27 protein-coding genes are annotated in these 25,318 nt (G+C 72.2%); 11 read left to right on the plus strand and 16 right to left on the minus strand.

Annotated features, from left to right (window positions below; genetic code table 11):
• Nucleotides 1-16: 16 nt before the first annotated feature.
• From OG509_RS06110 to OG509_RS06130, 5 genes are all read right to left on the minus strand, one after another.
• Nucleotides 17-979 carry an electron transfer flavoprotein subunit alpha/FixB family protein gene (locus OG509_RS06110; RefSeq protein ID WP_053689933.1) on the minus strand — a complete coding sequence of 321 codons (963 nt, stop codon included), beginning with the start codon at nt 977-979 and terminating at the stop codon, nt 17-19.
• 58 nt (nt 980-1,037) lie between these two features.
• On the minus strand, nt 1,038-1,823 hold the full coding sequence (locus OG509_RS06115) for an electron transfer flavoprotein subunit beta/FixA family protein (protein WP_078988286.1): 786 nt from the start codon (nt 1,821-1,823) through the stop codon (nt 1,038-1,040).
• A gap of 203 nt (nt 1,824-2,026) precedes the next feature.
• The gene (locus tag OG509_RS06120; RefSeq protein WP_406180769.1) at nt 2,027-2,551 is read right to left on the minus strand and encodes a flavin reductase family protein; all 525 of its coding nucleotides are present in this window, start codon (nt 2,549-2,551) and stop codon (nt 2,027-2,029) included.
• A gap of 71 nt (nt 2,552-2,622) precedes the next feature.
• Nucleotides 2,623-2,853: a putative leader peptide gene (locus tag OG509_RS06125; protein WP_406180771.1), complete on the minus strand. Its 231-nt coding sequence runs from the start codon at nt 2,851-2,853 to the stop codon at nt 2,623-2,625.
• Entirely contained in the window at nt 2,850-3,191 is a 342-nt protein-coding gene (locus OG509_RS06130; protein WP_406180773.1) for a thioredoxin family protein, read from the minus strand. The genes OG509_RS06125 and OG509_RS06130 overlap by 4 nt, the downstream gene beginning before the upstream one ends.
• A gap of 236 nt (nt 3,192-3,427) precedes the next feature.
• Between OG509_RS06130 and OG509_RS06135 the strand changes: the two genes are divergently transcribed.
• On the plus strand, nt 3,428-4,150 hold the full coding sequence (locus tag OG509_RS06135) for a lysophospholipid acyltransferase family protein (protein ID WP_385583872.1): 723 nt from the start codon (nt 3,428-3,430) through the stop codon (nt 4,148-4,150).
• Between the two features lie 97 nt (nt 4,151-4,247).
• Here OG509_RS06135 and OG509_RS06140 read toward each other — a convergent pair whose 3' ends face one another.
• The 6 genes from OG509_RS06140 to OG509_RS06165 form a co-directional block, all read right to left on the minus strand.
• The gene (locus OG509_RS06140) at nt 4,248-5,462 is read right to left on the minus strand and encodes an alginate lyase family protein (protein ID WP_406180774.1); all 1,215 of its coding nucleotides are present in this window, start codon (nt 5,460-5,462) and stop codon (nt 4,248-4,250) included.
• A gap of 81 nt (nt 5,463-5,543) precedes the next feature.
• Complete coding sequence (locus tag OG509_RS06145; RefSeq protein ID WP_406180776.1) at nt 5,544-6,161, minus strand: transglutaminase family protein; 618 nt, start codon at nt 6,159-6,161, stop codon at nt 5,544-5,546.
• A gap of 72 nt (nt 6,162-6,233) precedes the next feature.
• Nucleotides 6,234-7,295 carry a threonine aldolase family protein gene (locus OG509_RS06150; RefSeq protein WP_406180777.1) on the minus strand — a complete coding sequence of 354 codons (1,062 nt, stop codon included), beginning with the start codon at nt 7,293-7,295 and terminating at the stop codon, nt 6,234-6,236.
• The gene (locus OG509_RS06155; protein WP_406180778.1) at nt 7,292-8,056 is read right to left on the minus strand and encodes an SDR family NAD(P)-dependent oxidoreductase; all 765 of its coding nucleotides are present in this window, start codon (nt 8,054-8,056) and stop codon (nt 7,292-7,294) included. The genes OG509_RS06150 and OG509_RS06155 overlap by 4 nt, the downstream gene beginning before the upstream one ends.
• 26 nt (nt 8,057-8,082) lie before the next feature.
• Nucleotides 8,083-9,489, minus strand: a complete 1,407-nt coding sequence (locus OG509_RS06160; RefSeq protein ID WP_406180779.1) for a DUF6421 family protein — start codon at nt 9,487-9,489, stop codon at nt 8,083-8,085.
• A gap of 226 nt (nt 9,490-9,715) precedes the next feature.
• Nucleotides 9,716-10,837: an LLM class flavin-dependent oxidoreductase gene (locus OG509_RS06165; protein WP_406180780.1), complete on the minus strand. Its 1,122-nt coding sequence runs from the start codon at nt 10,835-10,837 to the stop codon at nt 9,716-9,718.
• Between the two features lie 49 nt (nt 10,838-10,886).
• Here OG509_RS06165 and OG509_RS06170 point away from each other — a divergent pair, with 49 nt between their 5' ends.
• Nucleotides 10,887-11,534: a helix-turn-helix transcriptional regulator gene (locus OG509_RS06170; RefSeq protein ID WP_406180781.1), complete on the plus strand. Its 648-nt coding sequence runs from the start codon at nt 10,887-10,889 to the stop codon at nt 11,532-11,534.
• Nucleotides 11,535-11,722: 188 nt separating this feature from the next.
• Nucleotides 11,723-12,415 carry a glycerophosphodiester phosphodiesterase gene (locus OG509_RS06175; RefSeq protein WP_406180782.1) on the plus strand — a complete coding sequence of 231 codons (693 nt, stop codon included), beginning with the start codon at nt 11,723-11,725 and terminating at the stop codon, nt 12,413-12,415.
• Between the two features lie 19 nt (nt 12,416-12,434).
• On the opposite strand, the gene OG509_RS06180 is transcribed toward OG509_RS06175, so the two are convergent.
• Complete coding sequence (locus OG509_RS06180; protein ID WP_385583848.1) at nt 12,435-12,974, minus strand: GNAT family N-acetyltransferase; 540 nt, start codon at nt 12,972-12,974, stop codon at nt 12,435-12,437.
• A gap of 147 nt (nt 12,975-13,121) precedes the next feature.
• Between OG509_RS06180 and OG509_RS06185 the strand changes: the two genes are divergently transcribed.
• The 3 genes from OG509_RS06185 (at nt 13,122) to OG509_RS06195 (ending at nt 15,482) form a co-directional block, all read left to right on the plus strand.
• Complete coding sequence (locus OG509_RS06185) at nt 13,122-13,649, plus strand: DUF5134 domain-containing protein (RefSeq protein ID WP_406180784.1); 528 nt, start codon at nt 13,122-13,124, stop codon at nt 13,647-13,649.
• A gap of 91 nt (nt 13,650-13,740) precedes the next feature.
• Nucleotides 13,741-14,679, plus strand: coding sequence for a M56 family metallopeptidase (locus OG509_RS06190; protein WP_385583843.1), 939 nt, complete (start codon nt 13,741-13,743; stop codon nt 14,677-14,679).
• Between the two features lie 173 nt (nt 14,680-14,852).
• A complete protein-coding gene (locus tag OG509_RS06195; RefSeq protein ID WP_385583840.1) occupies nt 14,853-15,482 on the plus strand; it encodes a TetR/AcrR family transcriptional regulator in 630 nt (209 codons plus the stop codon).
• 6 nt (nt 15,483-15,488) lie between these two features.
• Here the strand turns inward: OG509_RS06195 and OG509_RS06200 are convergent, their stop codons facing one another.
• Nucleotides 15,489-16,976 (minus strand): LVIVD repeat-containing protein, encoded by a 1,488-nt coding sequence (locus OG509_RS06200; RefSeq protein WP_406180785.1) that lies wholly within the window; start codon nt 16,974-16,976, stop codon nt 15,489-15,491.
• Between the two features lie 92 nt (nt 16,977-17,068).
• Here OG509_RS06200 and OG509_RS06205 point away from each other — a divergent pair, with 92 nt between their 5' ends.
• Together OG509_RS06205 and OG509_RS06210 are read left to right on the plus strand one after the other, a co-directional pair.
• A complete protein-coding gene (locus tag OG509_RS06205) occupies nt 17,069-17,725 on the plus strand; it encodes a DUF305 domain-containing protein (protein ID WP_406180786.1) in 657 nt (218 codons plus the stop codon).
• 52 nt (nt 17,726-17,777) lie between these two features.
• Nucleotides 17,778-19,145: an FAD-dependent oxidoreductase gene (locus tag OG509_RS06210; RefSeq protein WP_406180787.1), complete on the plus strand. Its 1,368-nt coding sequence runs from the start codon at nt 17,778-17,780 to the stop codon at nt 19,143-19,145.
• A gap of 24 nt (nt 19,146-19,169) precedes the next feature.
• Here the strand turns inward: OG509_RS06210 and OG509_RS06215 are convergent, their stop codons facing one another.
• The 3 genes from OG509_RS06215 to OG509_RS06225 all read right to left on the minus strand — a co-directional run bounded on the left by OG509_RS06215 (nt 19,170) and on the right by OG509_RS06225 (nt 22,186).
• On the minus strand, nt 19,170-19,517 hold the full coding sequence (locus OG509_RS06215) for an ArsR/SmtB family transcription factor (protein WP_406180788.1): 348 nt from the start codon (nt 19,515-19,517) through the stop codon (nt 19,170-19,172).
• Between the two features lie 96 nt (nt 19,518-19,613).
• Nucleotides 19,614-20,765 (minus strand): NADH:flavin oxidoreductase/NADH oxidase, encoded by a 1,152-nt coding sequence (locus OG509_RS06220; RefSeq protein WP_406180789.1) that lies wholly within the window; start codon nt 20,763-20,765, stop codon nt 19,614-19,616.
• Between the two features lie 80 nt (nt 20,766-20,845).
• The gene (locus OG509_RS06225) at nt 20,846-22,186 is read right to left on the minus strand and encodes a wax ester/triacylglycerol synthase family O-acyltransferase (RefSeq protein ID WP_406187483.1); all 1,341 of its coding nucleotides are present in this window, start codon (nt 22,184-22,186) and stop codon (nt 20,846-20,848) included.
• A 221-nt stretch (nt 22,187-22,407) separates the two neighbouring features.
• On the opposite strand from OG509_RS06225, the gene OG509_RS06230 reads away from it, so the two are divergent.
• From OG509_RS06230 to OG509_RS06240, 3 genes are all read left to right on the plus strand, one after another.
• Complete coding sequence (locus OG509_RS06230) at nt 22,408-23,508, plus strand: WD40/YVTN/BNR-like repeat-containing protein (RefSeq protein ID WP_406187484.1); 1,101 nt, start codon at nt 22,408-22,410, stop codon at nt 23,506-23,508.
• A gap of 11 nt (nt 23,509-23,519) precedes the next feature.
• Complete coding sequence (locus OG509_RS06235) at nt 23,520-24,206, plus strand: uracil-DNA glycosylase (RefSeq protein ID WP_406180790.1); 687 nt, start codon at nt 23,520-23,522, stop codon at nt 24,204-24,206.
• 121 nt (nt 24,207-24,327) lie between these two features.
• Nucleotides 24,328-25,248, plus strand: a complete 921-nt coding sequence (locus OG509_RS06240; protein WP_406180791.1) for a sirohydrochlorin chelatase — start codon at nt 24,328-24,330, stop codon at nt 25,246-25,248.
• Nucleotides 25,249-25,318: the final 70 nt, after the last annotated feature.

Consider the following 25,318-nt stretch of genomic DNA (forward strand, 5'->3'; position numbering starts at 1 on the left):
ACAGCATCGACGCAGGTCAGCCCTTGCGGGCCTTGATCTCCTCGGTCAGCTGCGGGACGACCGCGAAGAGGTCGCCGACCACGCCGTAGTCGACCAGGTCGAAGATCGGGGCCTCGGCGTCCTTGTTGATGGCCACGATGGTCTTCGAGGTCTGCATGCCGGCGCGGTGCTGGATCGCGCCCGAGATGCCGGAGGCGATGTACAGCTGCGGGGAGACCGACTTGCCGGTCTGGCCGACCTGGTTGGAGTGCGGGTACCAGCCGGCGTCGACGGCGGCGCGCGAGGCGCCGACGGCGGCACCGAGGGAGTCCGCGAGCTCCTCGATGATGTGGAAGTTCTCGGCGCCGTTGACGCCGCGGCCGCCGGAGACCACGATCGCGGCCTCGGTCAGCTCGGGGCGGCCGGTCGACTCGCGCGGGGTGCGGGAGACGACCTTGGTGCCGGTGGCCAGGGCGCCGAAGGTGACGGCGAGCGCCTCGACGGTGCCGGCGGCCGGGGCGGCCTCGACCGGAGCCGAGTTCGGCTTGACGGTGATGACCGGGGTGCCCTTGGAGACACGGGACTTGGTGGTGAAGGACGCGGCGAAGGCGGCCTGCGTCGCGACCGGGCCCTCGTCACCGGCCTCCAGGTCGACGGCGTCGGTGATGATGCCGGAGCCGATGCGGACCGCCAGGCGGGCGGCGATCTCCTTGCCCTCGGCGGAGGAGGGGACGAGCACGGCGGCCGGGGAGACGGCGTCGTACGCGGCCTGGAGCGCGTCCACCTTCGGTACGACGAGGTACTCGGTGAACTCGGGTGCGTCGGCGGTCAGGACCTTGACCGCACCGTGCTCGGCGAGCACGGCGGCGGTGGCCTCGGCACCGGCGCCGAGGGCGACGGCGACGGGCTCGCCGATGCGGCGGGCCAGCGTCAGCAGCTCGAGGGTGGGCTTGCGGACGGCACCGTCCGCGTGGTCGACGTAGACGAGAACTTCAGCCATGGGACTGCTCTCCTGCGATTGCGAAGTATCTGGGGGCTAACAGAGGTGACCGAAGCTCTTAGATGAACTTCTGGCCGGCCAGGAACTCGGCCAGCGACTTGCCGCCCTCGCCCTCGTCCTTGACGATCGTGCCGGCGGTGCGGGCCGGGCGCTGCGTCGCGGAGTCGACCGCGGTCCAGGAGCCCTCGAGGCCGACCTCGTCCGACTCGATCTCCAGCTCCTCCAGGTCCCAGGACTCCACCGGCTTCTTCTTGGCGGCCATGATGCCCTTGAAGGAGGGGTAGCGGGCCTCGCCCGACTGGTCCGTCACGGAGACGAGCGCCGGGAGGGAGGCCTCCAGCTGCTCGCTCGCGGAGTCACCGTCGCGGCGGCCCGTCACGGTGCCGTCCTCGACCTTGACCTCGGAGAGCAGGGTGACCTGCGGGACGCCCAGACGCTCGGCCAGGATCGCCGGGAGCACGCCCATGGTGCCGTCGGTCGAAGCCATGCCGGTGATGACCAGGTCGTAGCCGGCCTTCTCGATCGCCTTGGCGAGCACCAGCGAGGTGCCCATGACGTCGCTGCCGTGCAGGTCGTCGTCCTCGACGTGGATGGCCTTGTCGGCGCCCATGGACAGCGCCTTGCGCAGCGCGTCCTTGGCGTCCTCGGGGCCCACCGTCAGGACGGTGATCTCGGCGTCGTCGGCGTCTTCGGCGATCTGCAGCGCCTGCTCGACGGCGTACTCGTCGAGCTCCGACAGCAGACCGTCGACGTCGTCGCGGTCGACCGTCAGGTCATCGGCGAAGTGCCGGTCGCCGGTGGCGTCGGGCACGTACTTCACACAGACAACGATCCTCAGGCTCACGCCGGCTCTCCTACCGCATCGTCTTTTTTCTGATACCGCCTTGTGCAGGCAGCATAGGCGCCTTGTCGGGCGGATCCCGGTCGGGGCGGCCCGCGCTCCGAAGGGAATGTTACTCGTCAGTACACCGTGGGTGCTCCACGGTGGCAAGGCCGGTGAACTGTGATCTGTCCAACGCCGCCCGAACCCGCCCCAGCAGGGACGATTCAGTCGCGCAGCGCGTTGAAGCGACCCTGGTGGTACAGCAGCGGCCGGCCTTCCCCGGCCGGGTCCCCGGTCACCGCCTCCGCGATGATCACCCGGTGCGCCCCGGCCGGCACGCGCGCCACCACGCGGCACACCAGCCACGCCAGTACGTCGTCCAGCACCGGAACCCCGTACGGACCCGGGGCCCAGCCCGTGCCGGGCCCGAACCGGTCGGCTCCGCTGCGGGCGAACAGGCCCGCGAGGTCCTGCTGGTGCTCGCCGAGTATGTGGACGCCGAGGTGCTCGGAGTCGCGTATCGCGGGCCAGCTGGAGGCCCCCGTGGCGATGGTGAAGGACAGCAGTGGAGGATCGGCGGAGACCGAGTTGAGCGAGGTCGCGGTGAACCCGACCGGGCGGCCGCCGTCCTCGGCGGTGATCACGGCCACTCCCGCGGCATGCCGGCGGAAGACAGAGCGCAGCAGGTCGGGCGAGCCGGGCCGGCCGGAGTCGGCGGTGGGGACGGTGGAGGCGGTCGGGGCCGTCATGGAGGTGCTTCCTTCTGCCGCGGAGGCGGCGGACACGGGCGCGATGGGATCGGGTCGGGGACCGGGTTCGTTCAGTGGCCCTGACAACGCGCGCTCGCGTAGCGGACGAGGTCCACGTGGACCCGCCCGTAAAGCAGGAGTTCATACCGCATGCCGCCAGCCTGGCGATCTCCCGTGTACACAGTCAAGCCGCATCGGGCAGATGCGAGGCGCGTCACGCTGCGTGCGGGCGCGTGCACCGGCGCGCCGGTCATCAGGCGGGCCATCGGTCCGGTCATCGGGCCGGCCGCCGTGCCCGTCATACCGCGGCGCCCAGCGCGGCGATCACGTCCGCCTTGCGCGGCATCCCCACCGCGCGCCGCACGATCCGGCCCCCGGCGTCGAGGACGAGCACGGTGGGCGTCTTCTCGATGCAGAGGGCGCGCACCAGCTCCAGACGGGCCTCAGCGTCGATCTCGATGTGCTCGACGCCGTCGACCAGGCCGGCCACGTCGGCGAGGATCCGCCGGGTGGCCCGGCAGGGCTGGCAGAACGCGCTGGAGAACTGCACCAGGCTGGCCCGGCGCCCGAGCGGTGCGCCCAGTTGCGCCGCGCCCAGCCGTACCAGGCCCGTGACCTGCCCGTCCTCGTCCCCGTGCACCCCTGCTCCCGTCGCCGCGGACCTCGTTGCCGCATCATTGAACTGCGTTCGTACGGTGATCCGAGCGCCCCGGCTACGCGCCGCATTCCCGGCGTGACGAGAATCTCCTCGGGCACGGTCGTCTGGGCTGGCCAGCAGCCCGCGTATGGGGCACGATCCCCAAGGGCAGCGTACCTACGCAGCCGTAACTTCCGGCCGGGAGCACCTCCCCAGGCAGAAAGCGGGGTCTCCCCCTCATGGCTGAGCTCGTCTATCCTCCGGTGATCGGCGCCGCCCACACCCTCTTCAGGGCGCTGGACATCCGCATCGACATGAAGGGCACGGAGAACATCCCGCGCAAGGGCGGGGCGGTTCTCGTGTCGAACCACATCGGCTACCTCGACTTCATCTTCGCCGGCCTGACCGCGCGGCCGCAGAAGCGCCTGGTCCGCTTCATGGCGAAGGAGTCGGTGTTCCGCCACAAGGTGTCCGGTCCGCTGATGCGCGCGATGAAGCACATCCCGGTCGACCGCAAGCAGGGTGAGACGGCCTACCAGCACGCCCTCGACTCGCTGCGCGCGGGCGAGATCATCGGCGTGTTCCCGGAGGCGACGATCTCCCAGTCGTTCACCCTCAAGAGCTTCAAGTCGGGCGCCGCGCGCATGGCCCAGGAGGCCGGCGTCCCGCTGATCCCGGTGGCGCTGTGGGGCACCCAGCGGCTGTGGACCAAGGGCCGCCCGAAGAACCTCAAGCGCAGCCACATCCCGGTGACGATGCGGGTCGGCGAGCCCATCGAGGCGCCCACCGACCAGTACGCCGGGGCCATCACGCGCCGCCTGCGCGAGCGGGTGCAGGAGCTGCTCGACGCCGCGCAGAGCGCCTACCCGGGCAAGCCCAAGGGCCCCGAAGACACCTGGTGGCTGCCGGCGCACCTGGGCGGCACCGCGCCGACGGCCGCCCAGGTCAAGGAAGCGGGCTGATCCCGCACCATCAGGTCGGGTGATCGTGCGGCCCCGCTGTTCACGGCGGGGCCGCGGTCTCGTGCCGGCGTGCCGGCGTGCTGGTCGAGCCCGATCGTCAGTTCGGGTTCTCGGCGTGGGTCAGCGTCTCCCATGCCTCGAAGTGGTTCTCGGTGCCCGCCGGGCGCCGCCCCTCGGTGAGCTTGCGGGTGTTCTCCATGCTGACGCCCAGGCGCGTGTGCAGGGCGTTGTAGCCGACCTCGGTGGCCGGGCCGATGCCCTTCGTCACGCTCCCGCCGCACAGCCAGGACGGCACCTTCGCGCCGAGTTCGTACTGGGCGTGGAAGCCGAGCGCGTACCGGAACCGGTCCTTGAACTGCGGGTACAGGTCGCGTCCCTGGATCCGCGAGGTCTCCGCGACGTGCATGGTCGCGGCGATCGCCATCCCGGTGTGGCCGAAGTCCCGGCAGGTCTCCTGGGCGAGCCCGTCCACGAAGGTGCTCTGGCCCTGCCAGTAGTCGATCAGCTCGCTCTTGGTGTCGATGGTCGAGCGCGGCGGGTACGCGGGCTGCGCCCCGTCCGAGGCGAGGTAGAAGTACGCCGGGACCCGGCCTAGGTAGATCGCCATCGCCTTGTCGTAGCTCGCGCGGTCGTCGAGATGGACCGAGATGCCGATGGCGGCGTCCATCATGATCAGTTCCCAGTTGCCGTTGCTGTTCGGCTTCCCGTTGATGACCTCGGGCAGGTAGACGTCGCGCAGCATGGTGGCGAAGCGCCCCTGGTTCGGCCAGCCGCCGGTGTACGTGTGCTTGATGATCTCGGCGGCGCGCGGCCAGGTGGAGCCCGCCCAGCCGCTCTGCAGCGGGGCGTTGGTGTTGGTGTGGTCCTTGATCTTCGCGGACCAGGCGTCCATCAGCTCGATCGACTTCTTCGCGTACTTGGCGTCCCGGGTGATGTACCAGGCGAGGGCGTCGCTGTACGCGGCGATGGCGTCCTCGCGCTCCTCGGAACAGCCGTTGTCCGGGTTCGAGTACGAGCCGCACTCGACGACGGCGCGCGGTTGGGGCGTACGCGACTGCGAGCCGTACGGGCTGGCGAGCATCGCGTCGAACGCCGACTTCCACGGCTGCTCCCCCGCCTGCACCTTCGTGCGTACGAAGTCCAGCTGGGCACGGCTGCTCAGGACTCCGGGGTGCGCGAACTGCGCCGGAGCGGCGGCTGCGGCGGGAGCGGGAGCCGGCGGGGGCCCGGCCTGGGCGGTGGGGGTGAGGGTCAGGGCCGCGGTCAGGCCGAGTGCCAGGGCGGCCAGAGCTGTGGGAACTCCGTAGCGCATGGAGCACCTTCCGTTCGGGGTGGGGGGAACGGGGGATGTTCTGCCGCCGAAAGTACTCATGGGCATGCCAAGTTGACAACGTCATCCGACAGGAAACTTTCCTATCTCCGTCGGGAGGTTGCGCCACAGCTCCGGCCGATCGGCGGACCCCTGGAGGGCCGCCAGCGCGGCGGGGTGCGCAGCGGCGTACAGCTCGGGGTAGTCGACCTCACCGAGCCCGGGGCGCACAGGGAAGGCGAGTTGCTCGGTGTCCAGCGCGAACCGGGCGTCCACGCCGGGCTTGTTGCCCCGCGGGTCCTGGCGGGCCCAGTCCGCGGCCCCCGGCAACCGGAGGGCGATCAGCCCGTGCACGACGGGGTTCGAGCCGTCGTCGTCGGTGAGCCGCTGGTAGCAGAGGCCGGCCGGGATGCCCCGGGCTCGCAACAGGGCGACCAGCGCATGGGACTTGGCGAAGCAGATGCCGTTGCGGGTGCGCAGCACGTCCGAGGCGCGCCAGGAGACGCGCAGATCCCCGGAGTCGGCGGAGTGCGGGATGGTGTCGCGGACGAACTCGAAGGCGGCCTTGGCGTATGAGTATGCGTCGCCGGTGGCGGCCCAGAGGGCGTCGGCGGTCTCCTCCACGAGCGGGTGGTCGTGGTCGATGACCTCATCTGCCGCCAGATAGGCGTGCACATCCGGGCTTTGCGGGATCAGCTGCATGGCCCGGAGCATAGGCATACCCCCGACCGCAAATCAATGAATTTGCGGTCAGGGGTATATCTATTCAGATCTTCAGCGGGACAGCTCTTCCTTCAGCGCCTGGAGGAAGCCGTCCACGTCTTCCTCCTGGGTGTCGAAGCCGCACATCCAGCGCACGTGGCCGGCTGCCTCGTCCCAGAAGTAGAAGCGGTAGCGCTTCTGCAGCCGCCGCGACACCTCCTGCGGCAGCTTCGCGAACACCGCGTTGGCCTGCACCGGGTAGAGGATCTCCACCCCGTCGGTCTCGCGCACCCCCGCCGCCAGCCGCTGCGCCATCGCGTTGGCGTGCCGGGCGTTGCGCAGCCACAGGTCCTTGGCGAGCAGCGCCTCCAGCTGTACCGATACGAACCGCATCTTGGACGCGAGCTGCATCGACATCTTGCGGATGTGCTTCATCTGCCGGACCGCGTCCGGGTTGACGACCACCACGGCCTCGCCGAACATCATGCCGTTCTTGGTGCCGCCGTAGGACAGCACGTCCACGCCCACCGTGTTGGTGAACGTGCGCATCGGCACGTCGAGCGAGGCCGCGGCGTTGGCTATGCGGGCCCCGTCGAGGTGGACCTTCATGCCGTGGGCGTGCGCGTGCTCGCAGATCGCCCGGATCTCGTCCGGCGTGTAGACCGTGCCGAGCTCGGTGTTCTGGGTGATCGAGACGACCTGCGGCATCGCCCGGTGCTCGTCCTCCCAGCCCCAGGCCTGCCGGTCGATGAGCTCGGGGGTGAGCTTGCCGTCCGGGGTCGGGACGGTGAGCAGCTTGAGCCCGGCCATCCGCTCCGGGGCGCCGCCCTCGTCGACGTTGATGTGCGCCGACTCGGCGCAGATCACCGCACCCCAGCGGTCCGTCAGGGCCTGGAGGGCCGTGACGTTCGCGCCGGTGCCGTTGAAGACCGGGAAGGCCTCCGCGTACGGGCCGAAGTGGCTGCGGATGATCTTCTGCAGGTGCTCGGTGTACTCGTCCTCGCCGTAGGCGACCTGGTGGCCGCCGTTGGCCAGGGCGAGGGCCTCCAGGATCTCCGGATGGACCCCCGCGTAGTTGTCGCTCGCGAATCCGCGCACCGCCGGATCGTGGTGGCGGTGGGCATCGGTCTTCACGGTTGCGGAGTGAGCCACAGACGCTGTCCGTTCACATCGATGGCGGGCCGCTCCCAGACGCCGGCGATGGCCTCGGCCAGCTCCTTGACGTCGGTGAAGCCCGCGAACTTCGCATTGGGGCGCTCGGCGCGCATCGCGTCGTGCACCAGTGCCTTGATCACCAGGATCGCAGCCGCGGCGCCCGGGCCGTCCTCGCCCCCCGCCTTGCGGAAGGAGTCGGCGAGGGCGAGCGTCCAGGCCTCGGCGGCCGCCTTGCCTGCGTTGTACGCGGCGTTGTTGGCGACCGGCTTGTGCGCGCCGGACTGGCTGATCAGGACGTAGCGGCCGCGGTCACTGCGCAGCAGCCCGTCGTGGAAGGCGAGCGAGGTGTGCTGGACGGTGCGGATCAGGAGCTTCTCCAGGAAGTCCCAGTCCGCGAGGTCCACGTCGGTGAAGGTCTTGCTGCCGCGCCAGCCGCCGACGAGGTGGACGACCCCGTCGATCCGGCCGAACTCCTTCTCGGTCCGCTCGGCCCAGGCCTTGGTGGCCGCGAGGTCGAGCAGGTCCACGGTGTCACCGGTGACGGTGGCGCCGCCGTGGGCGTAGCGGGCCGCGTCCACGGACTCCGCGAGGCGCGTCGGGTCGGCGTCGGCCGCGACGACCACGGCACCGGCCTCGGCGAGGCGGATCAGGGCGGCGCGACCGGCGGGGCCGCCGGCCCCGGCGACCGCCACGACGGCACCCTGGAGCTTGCCGTTCCCGGACTTTCCAGCGCTGTTCATCTGTGCAGCCTCCTGTGCGCGAGCGCTCACGCGGCGACCCGCTCGGCCGAATCGGCGTTCACTGCAGTGATGCCCTTCGTGGAGGCGATCACTCCCTTGAGCTTCTTGGCGAGCGCCTCATAGAACATGCTCAGCGGAAACTCGTCGGGAAGCACGTCGTCGACGAGCTTGCGCGGCGGCTGCGTCAGGTCGAGGGCGTCGGGGCCCTTGGCCCACTTGGAGCCCGGGTGAGGGGCGAGGTAGGTGGAGACGAGCTCGTACGCCTTGAACCAGTGGACGAGCTTCGGGCGGTCGATGCCGGCCCGGTAGAGGTCCTCGATCTCGGCGCACAGCTGGTTGGTGACCTGCGGGGCGCGCATCCAGTCGATCTTCAGCTTGTTGTCCGTCCAGCGCACGACGTCGTGCTTGTGGAGGTACGCGAAGAGCAGCTGGCCGCCGAGGCCGTCGTAGTTGCGGTTGCGGTCACCGGAGACCGGGAAGCGGAACATCCGGTCGAAGAGGACGGCGTACTGCACGTCGCGGCCGTGCTCGTTGCCCTCGGACTCCAGCTTCACGGCCTCCTTGAAGGCGGTGAGGTCGCAGCGCAGCTCCTCCAGGCCGTACATCCAGAACGGCTGGCGCTGCTTGATCATGAAGGGGTCGAACGGCAGGTCGCCGTGGCTGTGGGTGCGGTCGTGGACCATGTCCCACAGGACGAAGGCCTTCTCGCAGCGCTCCTGGTCCTCGACCATGCGGGCGATGTCCTCGGGCAGCTCGATGCCCAGGATGTCGACGGCGGCCTCGGTGACCTTGCGGTAGCGGGCGGCCTCGCGGTCGCAGAAGATGCCGCCCCAGGTGAAGCGCTCGGGGGCCTCGCGGACTGCGATGGTCTCCGGGAAGAGCACGGCGGAGTGCGTGTCGTAGCCCGGGGTGAAGTCCTCGAAGGTGATGCCGAGGAAGAGCGGGTTGTCGTACCGGGTGCGCTCCAGCTCGGAGAGCCACTCGGGCCACACCATCTTCAGGACGACGGCCTCGAAGTTGCGGTCGAGGTTGCCGTTCTGCGTGTACATGGGGAAGACGACCAGGTGCTGGAGCCCGTCGGCGCGCTCGGCGGCCGGGTGGAAGGCCAGCAGGGAGTCCAGGAAGTCCGGCACCTTGAAGCCGTCCGCCACCCACTTGCGCAGGTCGGAGACGAGCGCGCGGTGGTACGCGGTGGCGTGCGGCAGCAGCGGCGACAGGGTCTCCACGGCGGCGATCACCTGCTCGACGGCTGCTGCGACCTCGGTCGGAGCCGGGGCGTCCGCGGCCTCGAAGTCGATCGAGCCGTCCTTGGCCTGCCAGGGGCGGATCTCCTCCACGGCGGCCTTGAGCTCGGGCCACGCCGGGTGGTCGACCACCCGCGCACCGGCGGCTATCACCGCACCGCCAGAACCCGGCACAAGAATTTCCGTCATGTCACTTCCTCCACAGGAGAACCTCGCGTCAACACAGCGTATGGGTGCGGGCCCCTCCTGCTCAAGGGGCTGTGCGGGAAATTATCCTGCGCGACCCCCATGGACACCGTAATTCTTCCCGCCGTCCACCGTCCCTGCGAGCGCTTCGCCCCTTTCGCGCACCGCCAACCGCACCCGTCGGCCCCGCGGGCGGGTGCCCGCGGGGCCGACGGGTGACGTCCGTCACTCAGGCGGTGCGGAAGTGCGGGATGACCTTCTCGCCCCACTGCCGCAGGGTTTCCAGGCAGGCCTCCTGCGGCACCGTGCCCATCTGGATCAGGCACATGATCTCGTCCGCACCCGCCTCCTTGAGCCGCTGCACGTACGCGATGGCGTCGTCGGCGCTCCCGTACGCGTGATCGGCGTGGAAGGTCGCCGTCGAGGTGGGCCGCACCGGTATGGCCTGCTCGTGCAGCCGGGCCACCACCTGCTCGGCCGCCCGGCGCATCTCCGTCGCCTCGTCGGCACCCGCGACCACGGCCTCGTCCGGGACGCCGGCGCCGCCGTACCAGTGGCCGATGGACTGGGCGAAGAACCGCTGGCCGCGGATGCCGATCCGGCGCGCCTCGGCCGGATCGTCGAGCACGACGGTCGGGCAGAGCACCGAGAAGTGGTCGTTGACCGCGGTGGAGACGAAGCGCGTGCCGTCCCGGCCGGCCACCGCCCCGTCGTACACGGCTCGCATCCTGGCGATGGACTCCGGCCCGGCGAAGCCCATCACCAGGGCCCCGACGCCCAGTTCGGCGGCCTGTACGAGGGTCTCGGCGCGGCTGCACGCCAGGAACAGCGGCGGATGCGGGGTCTGGCGCGGCCGCGGCAGGATCGGGTGCGGGTCGATGTCGATCAGCTCTCCGTGGTACTCCAGCTCCTCCTCCTGCCAGGCCTTGCCGATGATCCGCAGCGCCTCCTCCACCTCCTGCGTGGTGCGCTCCCGGTCGACCCCGCACAGGGAGGTCTCCTGCTCGGTGCCGCCGCGCCCGGCGCCCAGGTCGAGGCGGCCGCCGGAGAGCAGGTCGAGCATGGCGGCCCGCTCGGCCACCCGGACCGGGTGGTTGAAGTTGAAGGGCATGCAGACGACCCCGTGGCCGATGCGTATGGTGTGCGTCCGGGCCGCGACCCAGGTGAGGAAGACCTCGGGCGCCGACATGTGCGCGTACCACTTCAGGGAGTGGTGCTCGACGGCCCAGATCCGGTCGAATCCCATCTGCTCGGCGAGCACGGCCTGCTCCACGCAGTCGTGGATGACCTGGTGCTCCCGCTCCACGGTCGGGTCGGCGAGCTGAGCTTCGAAGATCACGGAGAATTTCACGATGCCTCCAGGGTTGCGTCCCGTGCCCGGCCTTACTTCAATTCGGAATATGACTAGTAGTCAGACGTCGAAGAAGCAAGACCTACCGGCGACCGCGTGGGCCGTGCTCGGGCTGCTGTCCTTCCCCGGGGAGCGCACCGGGTACGAGCTGAAGAAGTGGGCGGACTCCTCCCTGCGCTTCTTCTACTGGTCCCCGGCCATCAGCCAGATCTACGCCGAACTGCGCCGGCTGGAGGAGCTCGGGTACGCGGCCTCCGCCCGCTCGGGGCCGGAGGAGGCGCGGGCCAAGCGCCGCTACGCCATCACCGATGCGGGACGCGCGGCCCTCGCCGGCTGGGCCTCGGACACCGCGGAGGCCGGACCCCCGGTGCTCAAGCACGGGCTGCTGCTGCGGATCTGGCTCGGCCACCTCGCCGAGCCGGAGCTGCTGCGCGCGATGGTCGGCGACCACCTGGAGCACACCCGGGACGAACTGGCCGCCGTACGGGAGGCCATGGCGCAGGCGGACGACGTACCGGAGTGGGCCTTCCCCGCGCTCGCGCTGCGCTGGAGCGAGCGGCAGCACCTGGCCGAACTGGAGTTGGGCGAGGCCCTGCTGGCCGATCTGGCGGAGCTGGACCCGGCCGGTACGGGGACCTCGGCCGGAGCCCTGGCCGCGGATCGTCAAGGCAGCGGGGACGCGCCCACGCCCGGGTGACGCGGCAGGGCCGCCGCGGCGCGCTCGGCGGCGTACAGCCCTGGCGGGAACCGGCCGAAGGCCCCGTTCCGGGCGCTGCACGGGCGGTCCCATCGCATCCCCGGCGCACTAGCATGCGTCCTCACCGCCCGGCCGGTAGGGACACCGCGACCGTGCGGCGAGCCGCCGTCGACGGAAGCGAGAGAACCTTGACTTTCCTCACCATCGGTCACCGCGGGGTCATGGGTGTCGAACCGGAGAACACCCTGCGGTCGTTCGTCCGCGCGGAACGTTCCGGGATGGACGTCATCGCGCTGGATCTGCAGCTGAGCAAGGACGGCGTGCTCGTCGTCCTGCACGACGCCGAGGTGGACCGCACCACCGACGGCTCCGGAGCCGTCGCCGACCTGACCCTGGCCGCGCTGCGCGAGCTGGACGCCGGCCGGGGCGAGCGCGTACCGGTCTTCGAGGAGGTCCTGGACGCGGTCCGGACCCCGCTCCAGGTGTCGGTCCAGGACGGGCCGACCGCGGCGGCGCTGGCGGAGCTGGTCCTGCGCCGCGACCTGGGCGCACGGGTGGAGGTGGCCTCCTTCAGCGACGAGGCGCTCGCCGAGGCGGCCCGGCTGCTGCCGGGAGTGCGCAGCTGCCTGTACGCGGACCGGCACCTCGGGCACCGAAGGACCATCGTGGACCGGGCGCTGGCCGTCGGTGCGCACACCGCCGCCCTGAACATCCGCGAGCTCACCCTGGACACGGTGGAGTCGGTCCACGCGGCCGGGCTGCGGGTGACCGGCTGGACCGTCAACACCCTGCAACAGCTGCGGGTGGCGCGGGCGCTCGAACTGGACGGCGCGTCAACCGACTTCCCGGAGATCCGCAGCACGGGCCGGTTCATCGCCTGACGGCGGCTCCCGCTGCGTACTACAACGGCTTGACCAGCAGTTCGAAGGCCAGGTCGTCGCGGAGCGGGACGCCGAAGCGCTCGTCGCCGTAGGGGAAGGGGCTCAGTTCGCCGGTGCGCCGGTATCCGCGGCGCACGTAGTAGGCGATGAGCTCCTCCCGTACGTTCACCACCGTCATCCGCATCTCCTTGGCGCCCCACGTCTCGCGGGCGCGGCGCTCGGCCTCGGCGAGTATCTCCTTGCCGAGGCCGCCGCCCTGCAGCCCCGGGCGGACCGCGAACATCCCGAAGTAGGCATGGTCGCCCCGGTGTTCGAGCTGGCAGCAGGCGACGAGCTCGCCGGCGCGCTCGACGACGAGCAGGACGCTGTCGGCGGAGTCGATGATCGCGCGGACCCCGTCGGGGTCGGTGCGCTGCCCGTCCAGGTAGTCCGCCTCGGTGGTCCAGCCCGCGCGGCTGGCGTCCCCGCGGTAGGCCGATTCGACCAGGATCACCAGTTCAGGTACGTCCGTCTCCACGGCACTGCGGAAGTTCAGGGCGGTGGGGTGGGCGGTCGACATCGGGTGCTCCCGTTCTGCTCGGTGGCATATGACATGCCCGGTGCGGCAAGGAGAGCCTAACCCGGAGCGGCGTGCGGACATCCGGGCCTGGGCATCTCTTCCCGTGACGCCGACGAACCGGGAGGTTCCGCCGTGCACGGTCCCGCGATGTCACTTTCCGCTTCCCTCTCCGCCTGGCTCCTCGTACTGCTGTGTGCCGTGAGCGGTGCGTACTGCCTGTGGCGGGTGCGCAGATCGGAGCGGGAGGCACGCGGCGGGGCGGCGGGCGAGGCGCTGATGGCGTTCGGGATGGCGGCGATGGCCGTGCCCCCGGGCATCGGGCCGTGGGGGCCCGGGATCCTGCTGGCCGTGTTCTGCGGGGCCGCGCTGCACGCGCTGTGGCTGCTGCGGGGCGGGGTGCACCACGCGCACCACCTGGTCGGCTCGCTGGCCATGGCGTACATGGCGCTGACGATGGCCGACGGGCACGGGCACGGCGGGGGCCTGCCGCTCGTCACCGGGGCGCTGCTCCTCTATTTCGCGGGGTACGTGCTGCTCGGCGGGGCCCGGCTGGTGACGGCGGGCGGGGGTGCGCAGCCGGTCGCGGGCGGGCCGCCCGTGAAGGCCGCGGAGCTGACGCGGGCGTGCCGACTCGCCATGGGAATGGGGATGTTGGCGATGTTGCTGAGTCTGTGAGGCTCGGGGAGCCGATGGGCAAACGTGTCCTGCGTCACCAATCGCGAAAGGCCGTACCCGCAGGTAGCCCCGCGCTCATAGGCTGGTGGACATGATGGTCCCCGCCGCACTCCTGTTGCTCGGCGCCCTGACCGCGGTGCTCGCCCCCCGTCTGCTGGCCCGGGCCGACTGGCCCGAGCGGGAGCCCGTCGTCGCGTTGTGGGTGTGGCAGTGCGTGGTGGGCGCGGTGCTCCTGTGTCTCGCCCTGTCGATGCTGCTGAGCGCGGCCGCCGCCTGGCTGGCGGTCCGGGGCCGGCTCTTCGCGGCGGCCCCGCACGGGGTGGTCGACGCGTACGCGCTGGGCCCGACCGGCGGCCCGTGGGCCGTGGGGACCGCGCTGGCGCTGGCGGGCGGCGGGCTGTGGACCGGGGCCCGGCTGACCCGGGAGGTGCTGCGGGCCCGGGCCCGGCGCCGGGCGCAGGGCGCCGAGCTGCTCGTACGGGCGCCACTGCTGCCCGGGGAGGACCCGGCGGGGGCGCGTCTCGTCGTCCTGGAGGGGACGCGGCCCGACGCGTGGTGGCTGCCGGGCGCGGCCCCGCAGCTGGTGGTGACCACGGCCGCGCTCGGACGGCTCAAGGGGAGTCAGCTGGACGCCGTACTGGCGCACGAGCAGGGGCACGCGCAGGCCCGGCACGACTGGCTGCTGCACTGCTCGCGGGCGCTGGCGGGCGGGTTCCCGCAGGTGCCGGTCTTCGCGGCGTTCGAGGCGGAGATGCACCGGCTCGTCGAACTGGCCGCCGACGACGTGGCCTCGCGACGGTTCGGGAGGCTGACGATCGCGCTGGCGCTGGTCGGGCTCAACGAGGACCGGGGGGTGTTCGGGGCCTACCCGAGTCCGCAGCCGCACGTGTCGGAGCGGGTGCGGCGGCTGCTGTCGGCGGCGCCCCGGCTGTCGGCGGGCCGTCGGCTCCGGCTGACCGCACTGGCCACACTGGTCCCGGCGGTCCCGCTGGTCGTGGCCCTCATGCCGGGTCTGAGCGCACTCGCCTGAGCGCACCCGCCTGATCCCACCGGACCTGATCCCGCCCGTCCGGGCGGCAGGCCGAAAGTCGTCTTGCCCCGAGTGTGGAAGTCCCTGCTCTGGGTGATCCCCCGCGTCACCCAGAGCAGGTGGCCCCGTGCGCTGAGTATATTGGCTGGGAGCCAGTCAACGCAGGAGTAAGCATGTCCCCGCGCAGCGCATCGGTCAATGAAGAATTGCGCAGACGTTCCCGGGAGCGGCTGCTCCAGGCCACGGTCGAACTCGTCGCCGAACGCGGCTACGAGGCCACGACGCTCGGCGACATCGCCGATCGGGCGGGCACGGCCCGCGGCCTGGTCTCGTACTACTTCCCGGGCAAACGGCAGCTGCTCCAGTCGGCCGTCCACCGGCTGATGCACCTGACGCTGGGCTCGGCCCTGGAGCGCGAGCCGCGCAGCGACGACGGCCGCGAGCGGCTCGCCCGCGCCGTCGACGCGATCCTCGGGCTCGCCCGGGACGAGCCGCTGCTGATGCGGACACACATGGCGGGCATCCTCCAGGCCGAGGGGTTCGTCCAGTGCCCGGAGCAGCAGCGGCTGGCGGAGCTGCTCCGGGACACGGTCACGCGGTACGGATCGGCGGACGTGGACACCGACTACCCGCTGCTGCGGGCGCTGCTGATGGGCGCGGTGGTCGCGGTCCTGCTGCCGGGGGCCCCGATGCCGCTGGCGCGGCTGCGGGCGGAGCTGTTCCAGCGCTACGGGCTGGACTGGGAGCTCGGCTTCCCGCCGGACGGCGGACCGCCCGGCGGAACGTTTCCCTCAGCGGGCTGAGCCGGCTCAGTGGTACTCGGGCTGCGTCTGCACGTTGAGCCGGTCCATCCACACCCGCTTCGCGCTCTCGGTGCGCCAGTCGTCGATCCGCAGCACGTCGAGGCCCTTGGCGATGTCGTTCGAGTAGACGTACCCGTTGTAGTAGTACGCCGACCAGGACCCGCCGAGTCCGAGCTGGTCCGTGGTGAGCGGGCCGCGTTCGAAGTAGCCGATCTCCTTGGGCCGGGCGGAGTCGGTGAAGTCCCATACCGAGACGCCGCCCTGGTACCAGGACTGGACCATGATGTCGCGGCCGCCGCCGACCGGGATCAGCGAGCCGTTGTGCGCCACGCAGTTCTCGGTGTCGGCCTGGATGCGCGGGATCTTGAAATAGCTGCGGAAGACGAGTTTGCGCTGGTCGCCGCGGCCGGTGATGTCGTAGATGCCGTCGGCCCCGCGGTTCGGGCCGGTGGCCTCGTTGCAGGTGGCGCCGCCCCCGCCGCCCAGCTCGTCGGTGAACACCACCTTGTCGGCCTTCTCGTTGAAGGTCGCCGAGTGCCAGAACGCGAAGTTCACGTTGTCCTGCACCCGGTCGATGACCCGAGGCTGCTCGGGCTTGCTGATGTCGAAGAGGATGCCGTCGCCCATGCAGGCACCGGCGGCCAGCTTCTTCGACGGCAGCACGGTGATGTCGTGGCAGCCGGTGGTCTTGCTGACACCGGGGTTGGTGGGCGCGCCCGGATTGCCGCCGTCCGGGAAGAGGACGGGGAAGGCGACGACCGCCGCCTGCGTCGGGTTCTTCTTCGGGACCTTGATCACGGAGATGCCGTCGTGCGGCGGCTGACAGTCGGGAAACGCCTCGTTCGGGGAGTACGAGGCCACGTAGAGGTAGATGTCGCGCTCGCCCGGCACCAGTGTGTGGGTGTGGGAGCCGCAGTTGGTCTCCACGGACTTGATGTACTTGGGGTTCTTCTTGTCCTTGATGTCGAAGATCTTGATGCCCTCCCACGAGGACTTCTCCGTCGCGGGCTGCGAGACGCTGTTGCAGGAGTCGTCGCTGCGTGAGGAGTCGGTGGAGAGGAAGAGCAGGTCCCCCTGGACGGAGACGTCGTTCTGGCCTCCGGGGCAGAGCACCTGACTGACGGTCTTCGGGGCCTTCGGGTTGCCTATGTCATAGATGGTGAAGCCGTTGTAGTTGCCGGCGTAGGCGTACTTGCCCTGGAAGGCCAGGTCGGTGTTGATGACGCCCGGGTAGGTGCTCGGGATGTTGGTCAGGTGCTTGACGTTGGCGCTGTGCACGATCTCGTCCTGGCCGGGGATCTCGCCCGGGGCCAGTGCGCGGCCGCCCGCCGCCGGGTCGCCGCCCTGCGTGGCAGCCCTGCCGGGCGATAAGTCCCCGGGATCGGGGGTGGCGGCCGCGGGACCGGCCGCGAACAACGTGGTCAGCAGCCCGGCCGCGGCCACGGCCGCCCCCAGACTCCTGTGCCGCACTCTGGTGGTGTGCTTCGAGGTCACTGCGCCCTCCCATGGGAGTCCGGTCGATTCCGCTCGTGGTGGGAACGTGCCCGCCGGGGTACTGGAGCGGTCCCCGGCAGTATGTTCCCTTCATGGACATGGCAAAAGGGTTACTCGGCCGAACGACCGCGGCGGCCGTGGCCGCCGGGATCCTGCTCGCACTGGCCGGCTGCCGCGGCGGGGACGGCGGCGACGGGGCGAAGAACGGGGGCGCGGCGGTCATCGCCCCCGGCAGACCGGGTGAGCGGGCCCGCACCCTCTCCCCCGAGGAGGCCGCGAAGCGGCAGCCGGACGACGGTCCCAACGCGGCCGACCGGGCCTACGTACAGCACATGATCGAACACCACCGGCAGGCCCTCGCGATGAGCGCACTGGCCCCGGACCGGGCCTCGGCGGATGCGGTCAAACGGCTCGCCGAGCGGATCTCGGCCGCCCAGCAGCCCGAAATCGGCGCGATGGAGAAGTGGTTGGCGCGCTACCCGGCACCCTCCGGGGTCCCGGCGGCCGGCCACGACCACGGCGCGATGCCCGGCATGGCGACCGGGCAGCAGCTCGAACAGCTCGCCGGGGCGAAGGGCGCCGAGTTCGACAAGCTCTTCCTCACCCTGATGACCGCCCACCACGAAGGCGCCGTCAAGATGGCGGGCGAGGCGCTGGCCTCCGGGAACAACGGCGCGGTGGAGGAAATGGCCAACGAGGTGGTGGCCACCCAGACCGCCGAGATCCACCGGATGCGCGCGATGGGCTGACGGCCGCCGGGCCCGGTGGCATGCTGGGAGCACCTGCGGGAGGAGCTCCGCCGTGCTTCGTGTCGCCGTCGTCGGTTCGGGCCCCAGCGGGGTCTACGCCGCTCAGACCCTGGTACAGCAGCGTGAGGTGCCGGGCGTCCGCGTCGACGTGCTGGACCGGCTGCCCGCGCCGTACGGGCTGGTGCGCTACGGGGTGGCCCCCGACCACGAGAAGATCAAGTCGCTCCAGGGCAGCCTGCGCACCGTGCTGGAGGACGAGCGGATCCGCTTCCTCGGCAACGTCGAGGTCGGCGGAGCCCAGCTGTCCACCGCACGGCTGCTGGAGCTGTACCACGCGGTGGTGTACTGCGTGGGCGCCGCCCGCGACCGGTTGCTCGGCATCCCCGGCGAGGATCTGGCCGGGGTGCACTCCGCGACGGCCTTCGTCGCCTGGTACAGCGGCCACCCGGACGCAGTGGCCGAGGCCTTCGACCTGCCCGGGGTGGGCTCGGCGGTGGTCGTCGGGGCGGGCAACGTGGCCGTGGACGTGACGCGGATGCTGGCCCGGGGCGAACAGGAACTGGCCCCGACCGACATGCCGCAGCCGGCCCTGGGCGCGCTCGCGGACAGCGGTGTGAAGTCGGTGTCGATGGTGGCCCGACGCGGGCCCTCGCAGGGCAAGTTCACCACCAAGGAGCTGCGGGAGCTGGGCACGCTGCCGGGCGTGGCGGCCGTGGTGGACCCCGCCGAGCTGGCCCTCGACCCCGCGTACGCCGACCAGGACGCGGCCGCCGCACTGCCCGCGGTGGCCCGGCGCAACCTGGAGGTGCTGCGCGGCTGGGCCGGGCAGGACCCCGGCGGCGCGCAGCGCCGGATCGGCCTGCGGTTCTACCTGCGCCCGGTGGAGGTGCTGGCCGGCCCCGGCGGCCGGGTCGCCGGGATGCGCTTCGAGCGGACCGCCCCGGACGGCCGCGGCGGGGTCACCGGGACGGGCTCGTACGAGGACATCGAGGCGCAGCTGGTGCTGCGCTCGGTGGGGTACCAGGGGGTCCCGCTGCCGGGCCTGCCGTTCGACCCGGTGAGGGCCACGGTTCCGCACGCCGCGGGCCGGGTGCTGCGCGAGGGCCGGGCCTCGGTGGGCGAGTACGTGGCGGGCTGGATCAAGCGCGGCCCGACCGGGGTGATCGGCACCAACCGGCCCTGCGCCAAGGAGACGGCGTCCTCGCTGCTCCAGGACGCGGCGGTGCTGGCCCGTCGGGAGCTGCCGGGCGACCCGCTGGACGCGCTGCGGGCGGCGGGACTGCACCCGGTGGAATGGCCGGGCTGGCTGGCCATCGAGACGGCGGAGACCGATCTCGGGCGCTCGCTGGGCCGCCGCTCGGTGAAGATCCCGGACTGGCCGGGCCTGCTGACAGCGGCGACCGCAGGCCCGGGCACCTGAGCCCGGGCCCGTGCCCGGCCGGCCCTAGCGCGCCAGGCGCGCCTCTTCGGCGGCGGCCGCCGCGAGCACGCTGTCGAGCAGCCCCGGGAACAGGCTCTCCAGCTCCGCGCCGCGCAGGCCGTTCATCTTCGCCGTCCCCCGGTACACCTGGCGGACGACACCGGCCTCCCGCAGGACGCGGAAGTGGTGCGTGGTCGTCGACTTGGTGACCGGCAGGTCGAAGTACGAGCACGCCAGCTCGTCCGGCGTGGCCGCGAGGTCCCGCACGATCGACAGCCGGATCGGGTCCGACAGGGCGTGCAGCACCGCTTCGAGCCGGATCTCGGCGAGCCCGGGATGCGCGAGCGCACGGGTGGTGGCCGTATCCGTCACGTCTGACCTCGTCTCGTCCGGCTCCCCTGTTCGTACGAGAACCACCGTAGTACATCGACTGCCGCCGGAGGGGACGCGTACGGCCGAGCGCGGCGGCTACCAGGCACGGTGGTACGAGACGGGCACCCGTACCCCGGTGCCCGGCTCGGCGGCCCGTTCGGCGCCCAGTGCGGCGGCCGCGGTGCGGGCCCAGTACGGGTCGCGCAGCAGCTCGCGGCCGAGCAGAATCGCGTCCGCCTGCCCGTCCGCCAGGATCGCGCCGGCCTGCTCCGGCTCGGTGATCAGCCCGACGGCGGCCACCGGGAGGCCGGTCCGGGCCTTGACCTCGGCCGCGAACGGCACCTGGAAGCCGGGCCCCGCCGGGATGTTCGCCTTCGGGGCCATCCCGCCGGTGGACACGTCCAGCAGGTCCACCCCACGGCCCTGGAGCAGCGCGGCCAGCCGGACCGTGTCCTCGGAGGTCCAGCCGGACTCCTCCAGCCAGTCGGTGGCGGAGACCCGGAAGAACAGCGGCAGCTCCTCGGGCCACACCGCCCGTACGGCGTCGACGACTTCGAGGGCGAAGCGGGCCCGGTTCTCGAAGGAGCCGCCGTACTCGTCGGTGCGCCGGTTGATCTGCGAGGAGAGGAACTGGCCGATGAGGTAGCCGTGGGCGCCGTGGATCTCGACGACCTCGTAGCCGGCGGCCAGCGCGCGCCGCGCGGCGGCCGCGAACTGCCCGGTGATCTCGTGGATCTCGGCGGTCGTCAGCTCGTGCGGCACCGGGTCGCCCTCGGCGAACGGCACCGGGCTCGGGGCGCTCGGCAGCCACCCGTCCGCCTCGGGGCCGACGTATCCGCCGCCCTCCCAGGGCCGGCCGGTCGAAGCCTTCCGCCCGGCATGGGCGATCTGGATGCCCGGGACGGCGCCCTGGGCCTTGATGAAGGAGGTGATCGGGCGCAGCGCCTCGACCTGAGTGTCGTTCCAGATGCCGAGGTCGTACGGGGAGATCCGGCCCTCCGGGGAGACGGCGGTGGCCTCCTGGAGGATCAGGCCGGTGCCGCCCACCGCGCGGGCCGCGTAGTGCGCGAAGTGCCAGGCGTGGGCCACGCCCGCGGCCGGACCCGAGGCCTCGGCGACGTACTGGCACATCGGCGCCATCCAGATGCGGTTCCGCGCGGTGACCGAGCGCAGGGTGAAGGGCTCGAAGAGGGCCTCGGCGTGGGTGGCGGAGACGTGGGCGGCGGGGGCGATGGGGGCAGCACTCATGAAGGACTCTCCGGAGGTGGCCGGGCACGCCGCGGATCGGCGGCTTGTACGAGAGTCAGCGTACTACGATTCATCCCGTACTACGAGACCTCTCGTACAAGCTCGGCGAGCTCGGCGCGCAGCGCCTCCGCGAGGGCCGCCAGATCCGGCACGGCGGCCGCGTCGGCGACCAGGCCGTAGTGGACCGTGCCCTTGTACGTGGAGACCGCGACCGCGAGGGAGTGGCCGCGGGCGAGCGGGGCCAGCGGATAGACCTCGCGGACCCGGCTGCCGCCGAGCGAGAAGGTGAAGCCGGGCAGCGGGACGCTCGTGACCAGGATGTCGAAGAGCAGCCGGGCCGCCTGGGCTACCAGCGGGCCGCCGAGCCGGTGGCCGAGGGGGTGGACGTGGTCGGCGAGCAGGGCGACGGCACCGGCGCCGCGCGCGGGTCCGGCCTCCTTGTTGCGGTCCATGCCGAGCCGCACCCGGTCCAGGCGCAGCAGCGGGTCCGCTTCGGAGAGCGGGAGCCGGAGCAGGTAGCCGGAGAGCCGGTTGCCGTACTTCGCCGCACCACCGGGCCGGCGGCGGGATACCGGTAGCAGGGCGCGCGGGCCGGGACCCTCGGGCTCCGGGTCGCCGCGGCCCAGCAGCCAGCGCCGCAGGGCGCCCGCGACCAGGGCGATCAGCACGTCGTTGACGGTTCCTCCGGCGACCTTCCGGATGCGGTTGACGTCGTCGAGGTCGAGCGCCAGGCCGGCGACCACGCGGGTGCCGGTCTGCGCCGGGACGGCCGTCAGGGCCGCCGGGACCCCGAGGGGCAGGCCGGCGCGGGCCACGGAGGCGCCGATCTCCAGGGCCTGGCCGACGTCCTGGACCCGGGCGGCCAGCATCCCGGGGAGGCCGCGCAGGGCGGAGCCGGCGGCGGGCCGCGCTGCCGGGACCGGTCGCGCGGGACCCCGTACGGTCGGACCCTCGTCGAAGAGCAGGGCCGCCAGCGCCAGGGCCCCGAGCCCGTCGGCGAGGGCGTGGTGGAACTTGAAGAGCACCGCGAAGGAGCCCGGATCGGGCCCGGCCAGGACGTGCGCCTCCCAGGGCGGCCGGCCCCGGTCCAGCGGCCGCGCCATCAGGGGCCCGGCGGCGGCCCGCGGGTCGGGGGTGCGGACGAGGAACACGTGCCGGGCGGGATCGAAGTCCGCGTCGGACGACCAGGCGGCGGCGCCGATCGGCAGCAGCACGTCGTGGATGCGGCGGCGCAGGCCGGGGACGGCAGCGCAGCGGGCGGTGAGCAGTGCGGCGGCGCGGACGGCGGGGTCGGGGCCGGCGCCGGGGGTGTCGCGCGGGGCGGCCTCGAAGACCGCGAGGGCGCCGAGGTGCATGGGATGGGCGGCGGATTCGATCCGCCAGAAGGCGAGGTCGAGCGGTGACAGGTGCTCGGTGGCCACGTATTGCCTCTCGCGTGCGGTGGCAGAGGTGGAAGTCAACCCCCATCGGCCTCCTACGATCAAGTAGCCACCCTTTGGATACGCCTGTTGATCGATGGCGACCGACTGCTCGGCGCAGCGGACCGGCGCAGCGGCCGCTGTCGGCGGCCGGGTGCAGACTGGCTGGAAACGGTACGCAGCGACCGGGACGGCGAAGTCCGGAGGTGTCGGCCATGTCGGCCATGTCCGAAGTGATCCTGCTCGCGGGGACCCGCAAGGGCCTGTTCATCGGCCGCAGGCGGGGCGGCGCCTGGGAGCTCGACGGGCCCCATTTCAACGCCCAGGCCGTCTACGCCGTCGCGGTCGACCGGCGGGGAACCGTACCCCGGCTGCTCGTCGGCGCCGACAGTTCGCACTGGGGGCCGTCCGTGTTCACCTCCGACGACCTGGGGGCGAGCTGGCACGAGCCCGCAGCCCCCGCCGTGAAGTTCCCGAAGGACACCGGGGCCTCGCTGGAGCGGGTCTGGCAGCTGCATCCGGCCGGCCCCGAGGCGCCGGACGTGGTGTACGCCGGGACGGAGCCGGCCGCGCTGTTCCGCTCGACGGACCGCGGGGAGTCCTTCGAGCTGGTCCGCCCGCTGTGGGAGCACCCGAGCCGGGGGAGCTGGGTGCCGGGCGGCGGCGGCGAGGGCCTGCACACGGTGCTGACGGACCCGGCCGACCCCGCCAGGGTGACGGTGGCGGTCTCCACCGCCGGGGTGTTCCGGACCCTGGACGGCGGCGCCCGCTGGACCCCGTCCAACGAAGGCGTCTCGGCGGTGTTCCTGCCGGATCCGCATCCGGAGTTCGGCCAGTGCGTGCACAAGATCGCCCAGGACGCCGGGGACCGGAAGCGGCTGTACCTGCAGAACCATTGGGGCGTGTACCGCAGCGACGACGCCGGGGCGCGGTGGACCGACATCGGCGCCGGCCTGCCCTCCGACTTCGGCTTCGCGGTGGCCGCGCACCCGCACCGGCCGGACACCGCGTACGTCTTCCCGCTCAACGCCGACTCCGACCGGGTCCCGGCGGAGCACCGGTGCCGGGTGTTCCGTACGCAGGACGCGGGCGCGACCTGGGAGCCGCTCACGCGCGGACTGCCGGCCGGGGACCACTACGGGACGGTGCTGCGGGACGCCCTGTGCACGGACGACGCGGACCCGGCGGGGGTCTACTTCGGCAACCGCAACGGCGAGTTGTACGCCAGCGGCGACGACGGGGACAGCTGGCAGCTGCTGGCCGGGCATCTGCCCGACGTCCTGTGCGTACGGGCGGCGGTCATCGCTCACCGAATCGGCCAGTAGAGTGACTCGCTGTGGCAGCACGACCGTTGAACGAGATCGTCGAGCCGGGCTGGGCCCGGGCTCTGGAGCCGGTGACGGCGCAGATCGCCGCGATGGGCGACTTCCTGCGCGCCGAGATCGCGGCGGGGAGGACGTACCTGCCCGCCGGGGCGAACGTACTGCGCGCCTTCCAACAGCCCTTCGACGAGGTGAAGGTGCTCATCGTCGGCCAGGACCCGTACCCCACCCCGGGGCACGCGATGGGCCTGTCCTTCTCGGTGGCGCCCGACGTCAGCCCGTGGCCGCCCAGCCTCGACAACATCTTCCGCGAGCTGTACGCGGACCTGGGCGTACCCCGGCCGGCGAACGGGGACCTGACCCCGTGGACCCGGCAGGGCGTACTGCTGCTGAACCGCGCGCTGACCACCGCCCCGCGCAAGACCGGGGGCCACCGCGGCAAGGGCTGGGAAGCCGTCACCGAGCAGGCCATCCGGGCGCTGGCCGCGCGCGGGAAGCCCCTGGTGTCGGTGCTGTGGGGCCGGGACGCCCGCAATCTGCGGCCGCTGCTCGGCGAGTTGCCGGCGGTGGAGTCCGTCCACCCCTCGCCCATGTCCGCCGCCAACGGGTTCTTCGGCTCGCGGCCGTTCAGCAGGACCAATGACCTGCTGGTCCGCCAGGGAGCCCAGCCGGTGGACTGGCAGCTTCCGGCCGCCGGTTGATCTTTCGGTTGGTCTTTCTGTTGAACGGTATACGACATTCCACGGATAAATACGGACAGAAGCCGCCCGTTGAGGCCCTGCCCGAACACTCGGTTCCGATAAGCCAGTAGCATGCGGCGCCATGAGCTCCCCCACTGGGCCCGCGAATGGCCTGCCCGTACGAATGCCGCGACCCCGCCCTGCCGGACGGCACCGCCGACCCGAGCCCGCGGTGGCGCCCGAGGGCGCGCCCGCGCTGGTGCTCGCCGTGCCCGGTGCCCCTTCGGCCGCCTCCCGTGGGCTGGCGGAAGAGATCGTCAGCATCGGCCGCTCCGAGCTGCCGGGCCTGGACGCCCGCATCGGCTTCCTCGAGGGTGATGACGCCGAGGGCTCCGAGTTCCCGGCCCTCTCCCGCGTGCTGACCTCGGTCGCGGCCGAGCGCGTCGCTCGCGCGGAGTTCGCCCGCGCCGCCGGTCACCAGGTGCCCGCGCCGACCGGCCCGGACGCCGTGGTCGTCCCGCTGCTGGCCGGCCCCGACGCCGACCTGCTGCGCCGGATGCGCCAGGCCGTCATGGACTCCTCGGCCGCCGCCGAGCTGGCCGAGGTGCTCGGCCCGCACCCGCTGCTCGCCGAGGGCCTGCACGTGCGGCTCTCCGAGGCCGGACTGGCCCGCGCCGACCGCGCCCGGCTGTTCACCGTCACCACCGCCGCCGACGGCATCATCGTGGCCACCACCGGCGGCGAGGAGGCCGTCCAGGCCGCCGCGGTCACCGGCATGCTGCTGGCCGCGCGCCTCGCGGTGCCCGTCAAGGCCGCCGCGCTCGACCAGGAGGGCTCGGTGGCCGCGGTCGCCGAGCAGCTGCGCAGCGAGGGCTCGACGCAGCTCGCGCTGGCCCCCTACCTGATCGGCCCGGAAGCCGCCGAGGGGCTGCTGGACACGGCCTGCAAGGAGGCCGACTGCGCGGCCGCCGAGGTGCTCGGGGCCTACTCGGCGCTGGGCAAGCTGGTCGTCACCCAGTACTCCGCGGCGCTCGGTCTCACCCAGGGCGCCGCTGCCCACTGATCCCGCACAGGTCCGCTCGGACGAGGGCCCGCGCCCCCGGGGGTCGAACTCCCGGCGCGCGGGCCCTCGT

The sequence above is a fragment of the Streptomyces sp. NBC_01006 genome (genome assembly GCF_045162725.1).
GTDB lineage: Bacteria > Actinomycetota > Actinomycetes > Streptomycetales > Streptomycetaceae > Streptomyces.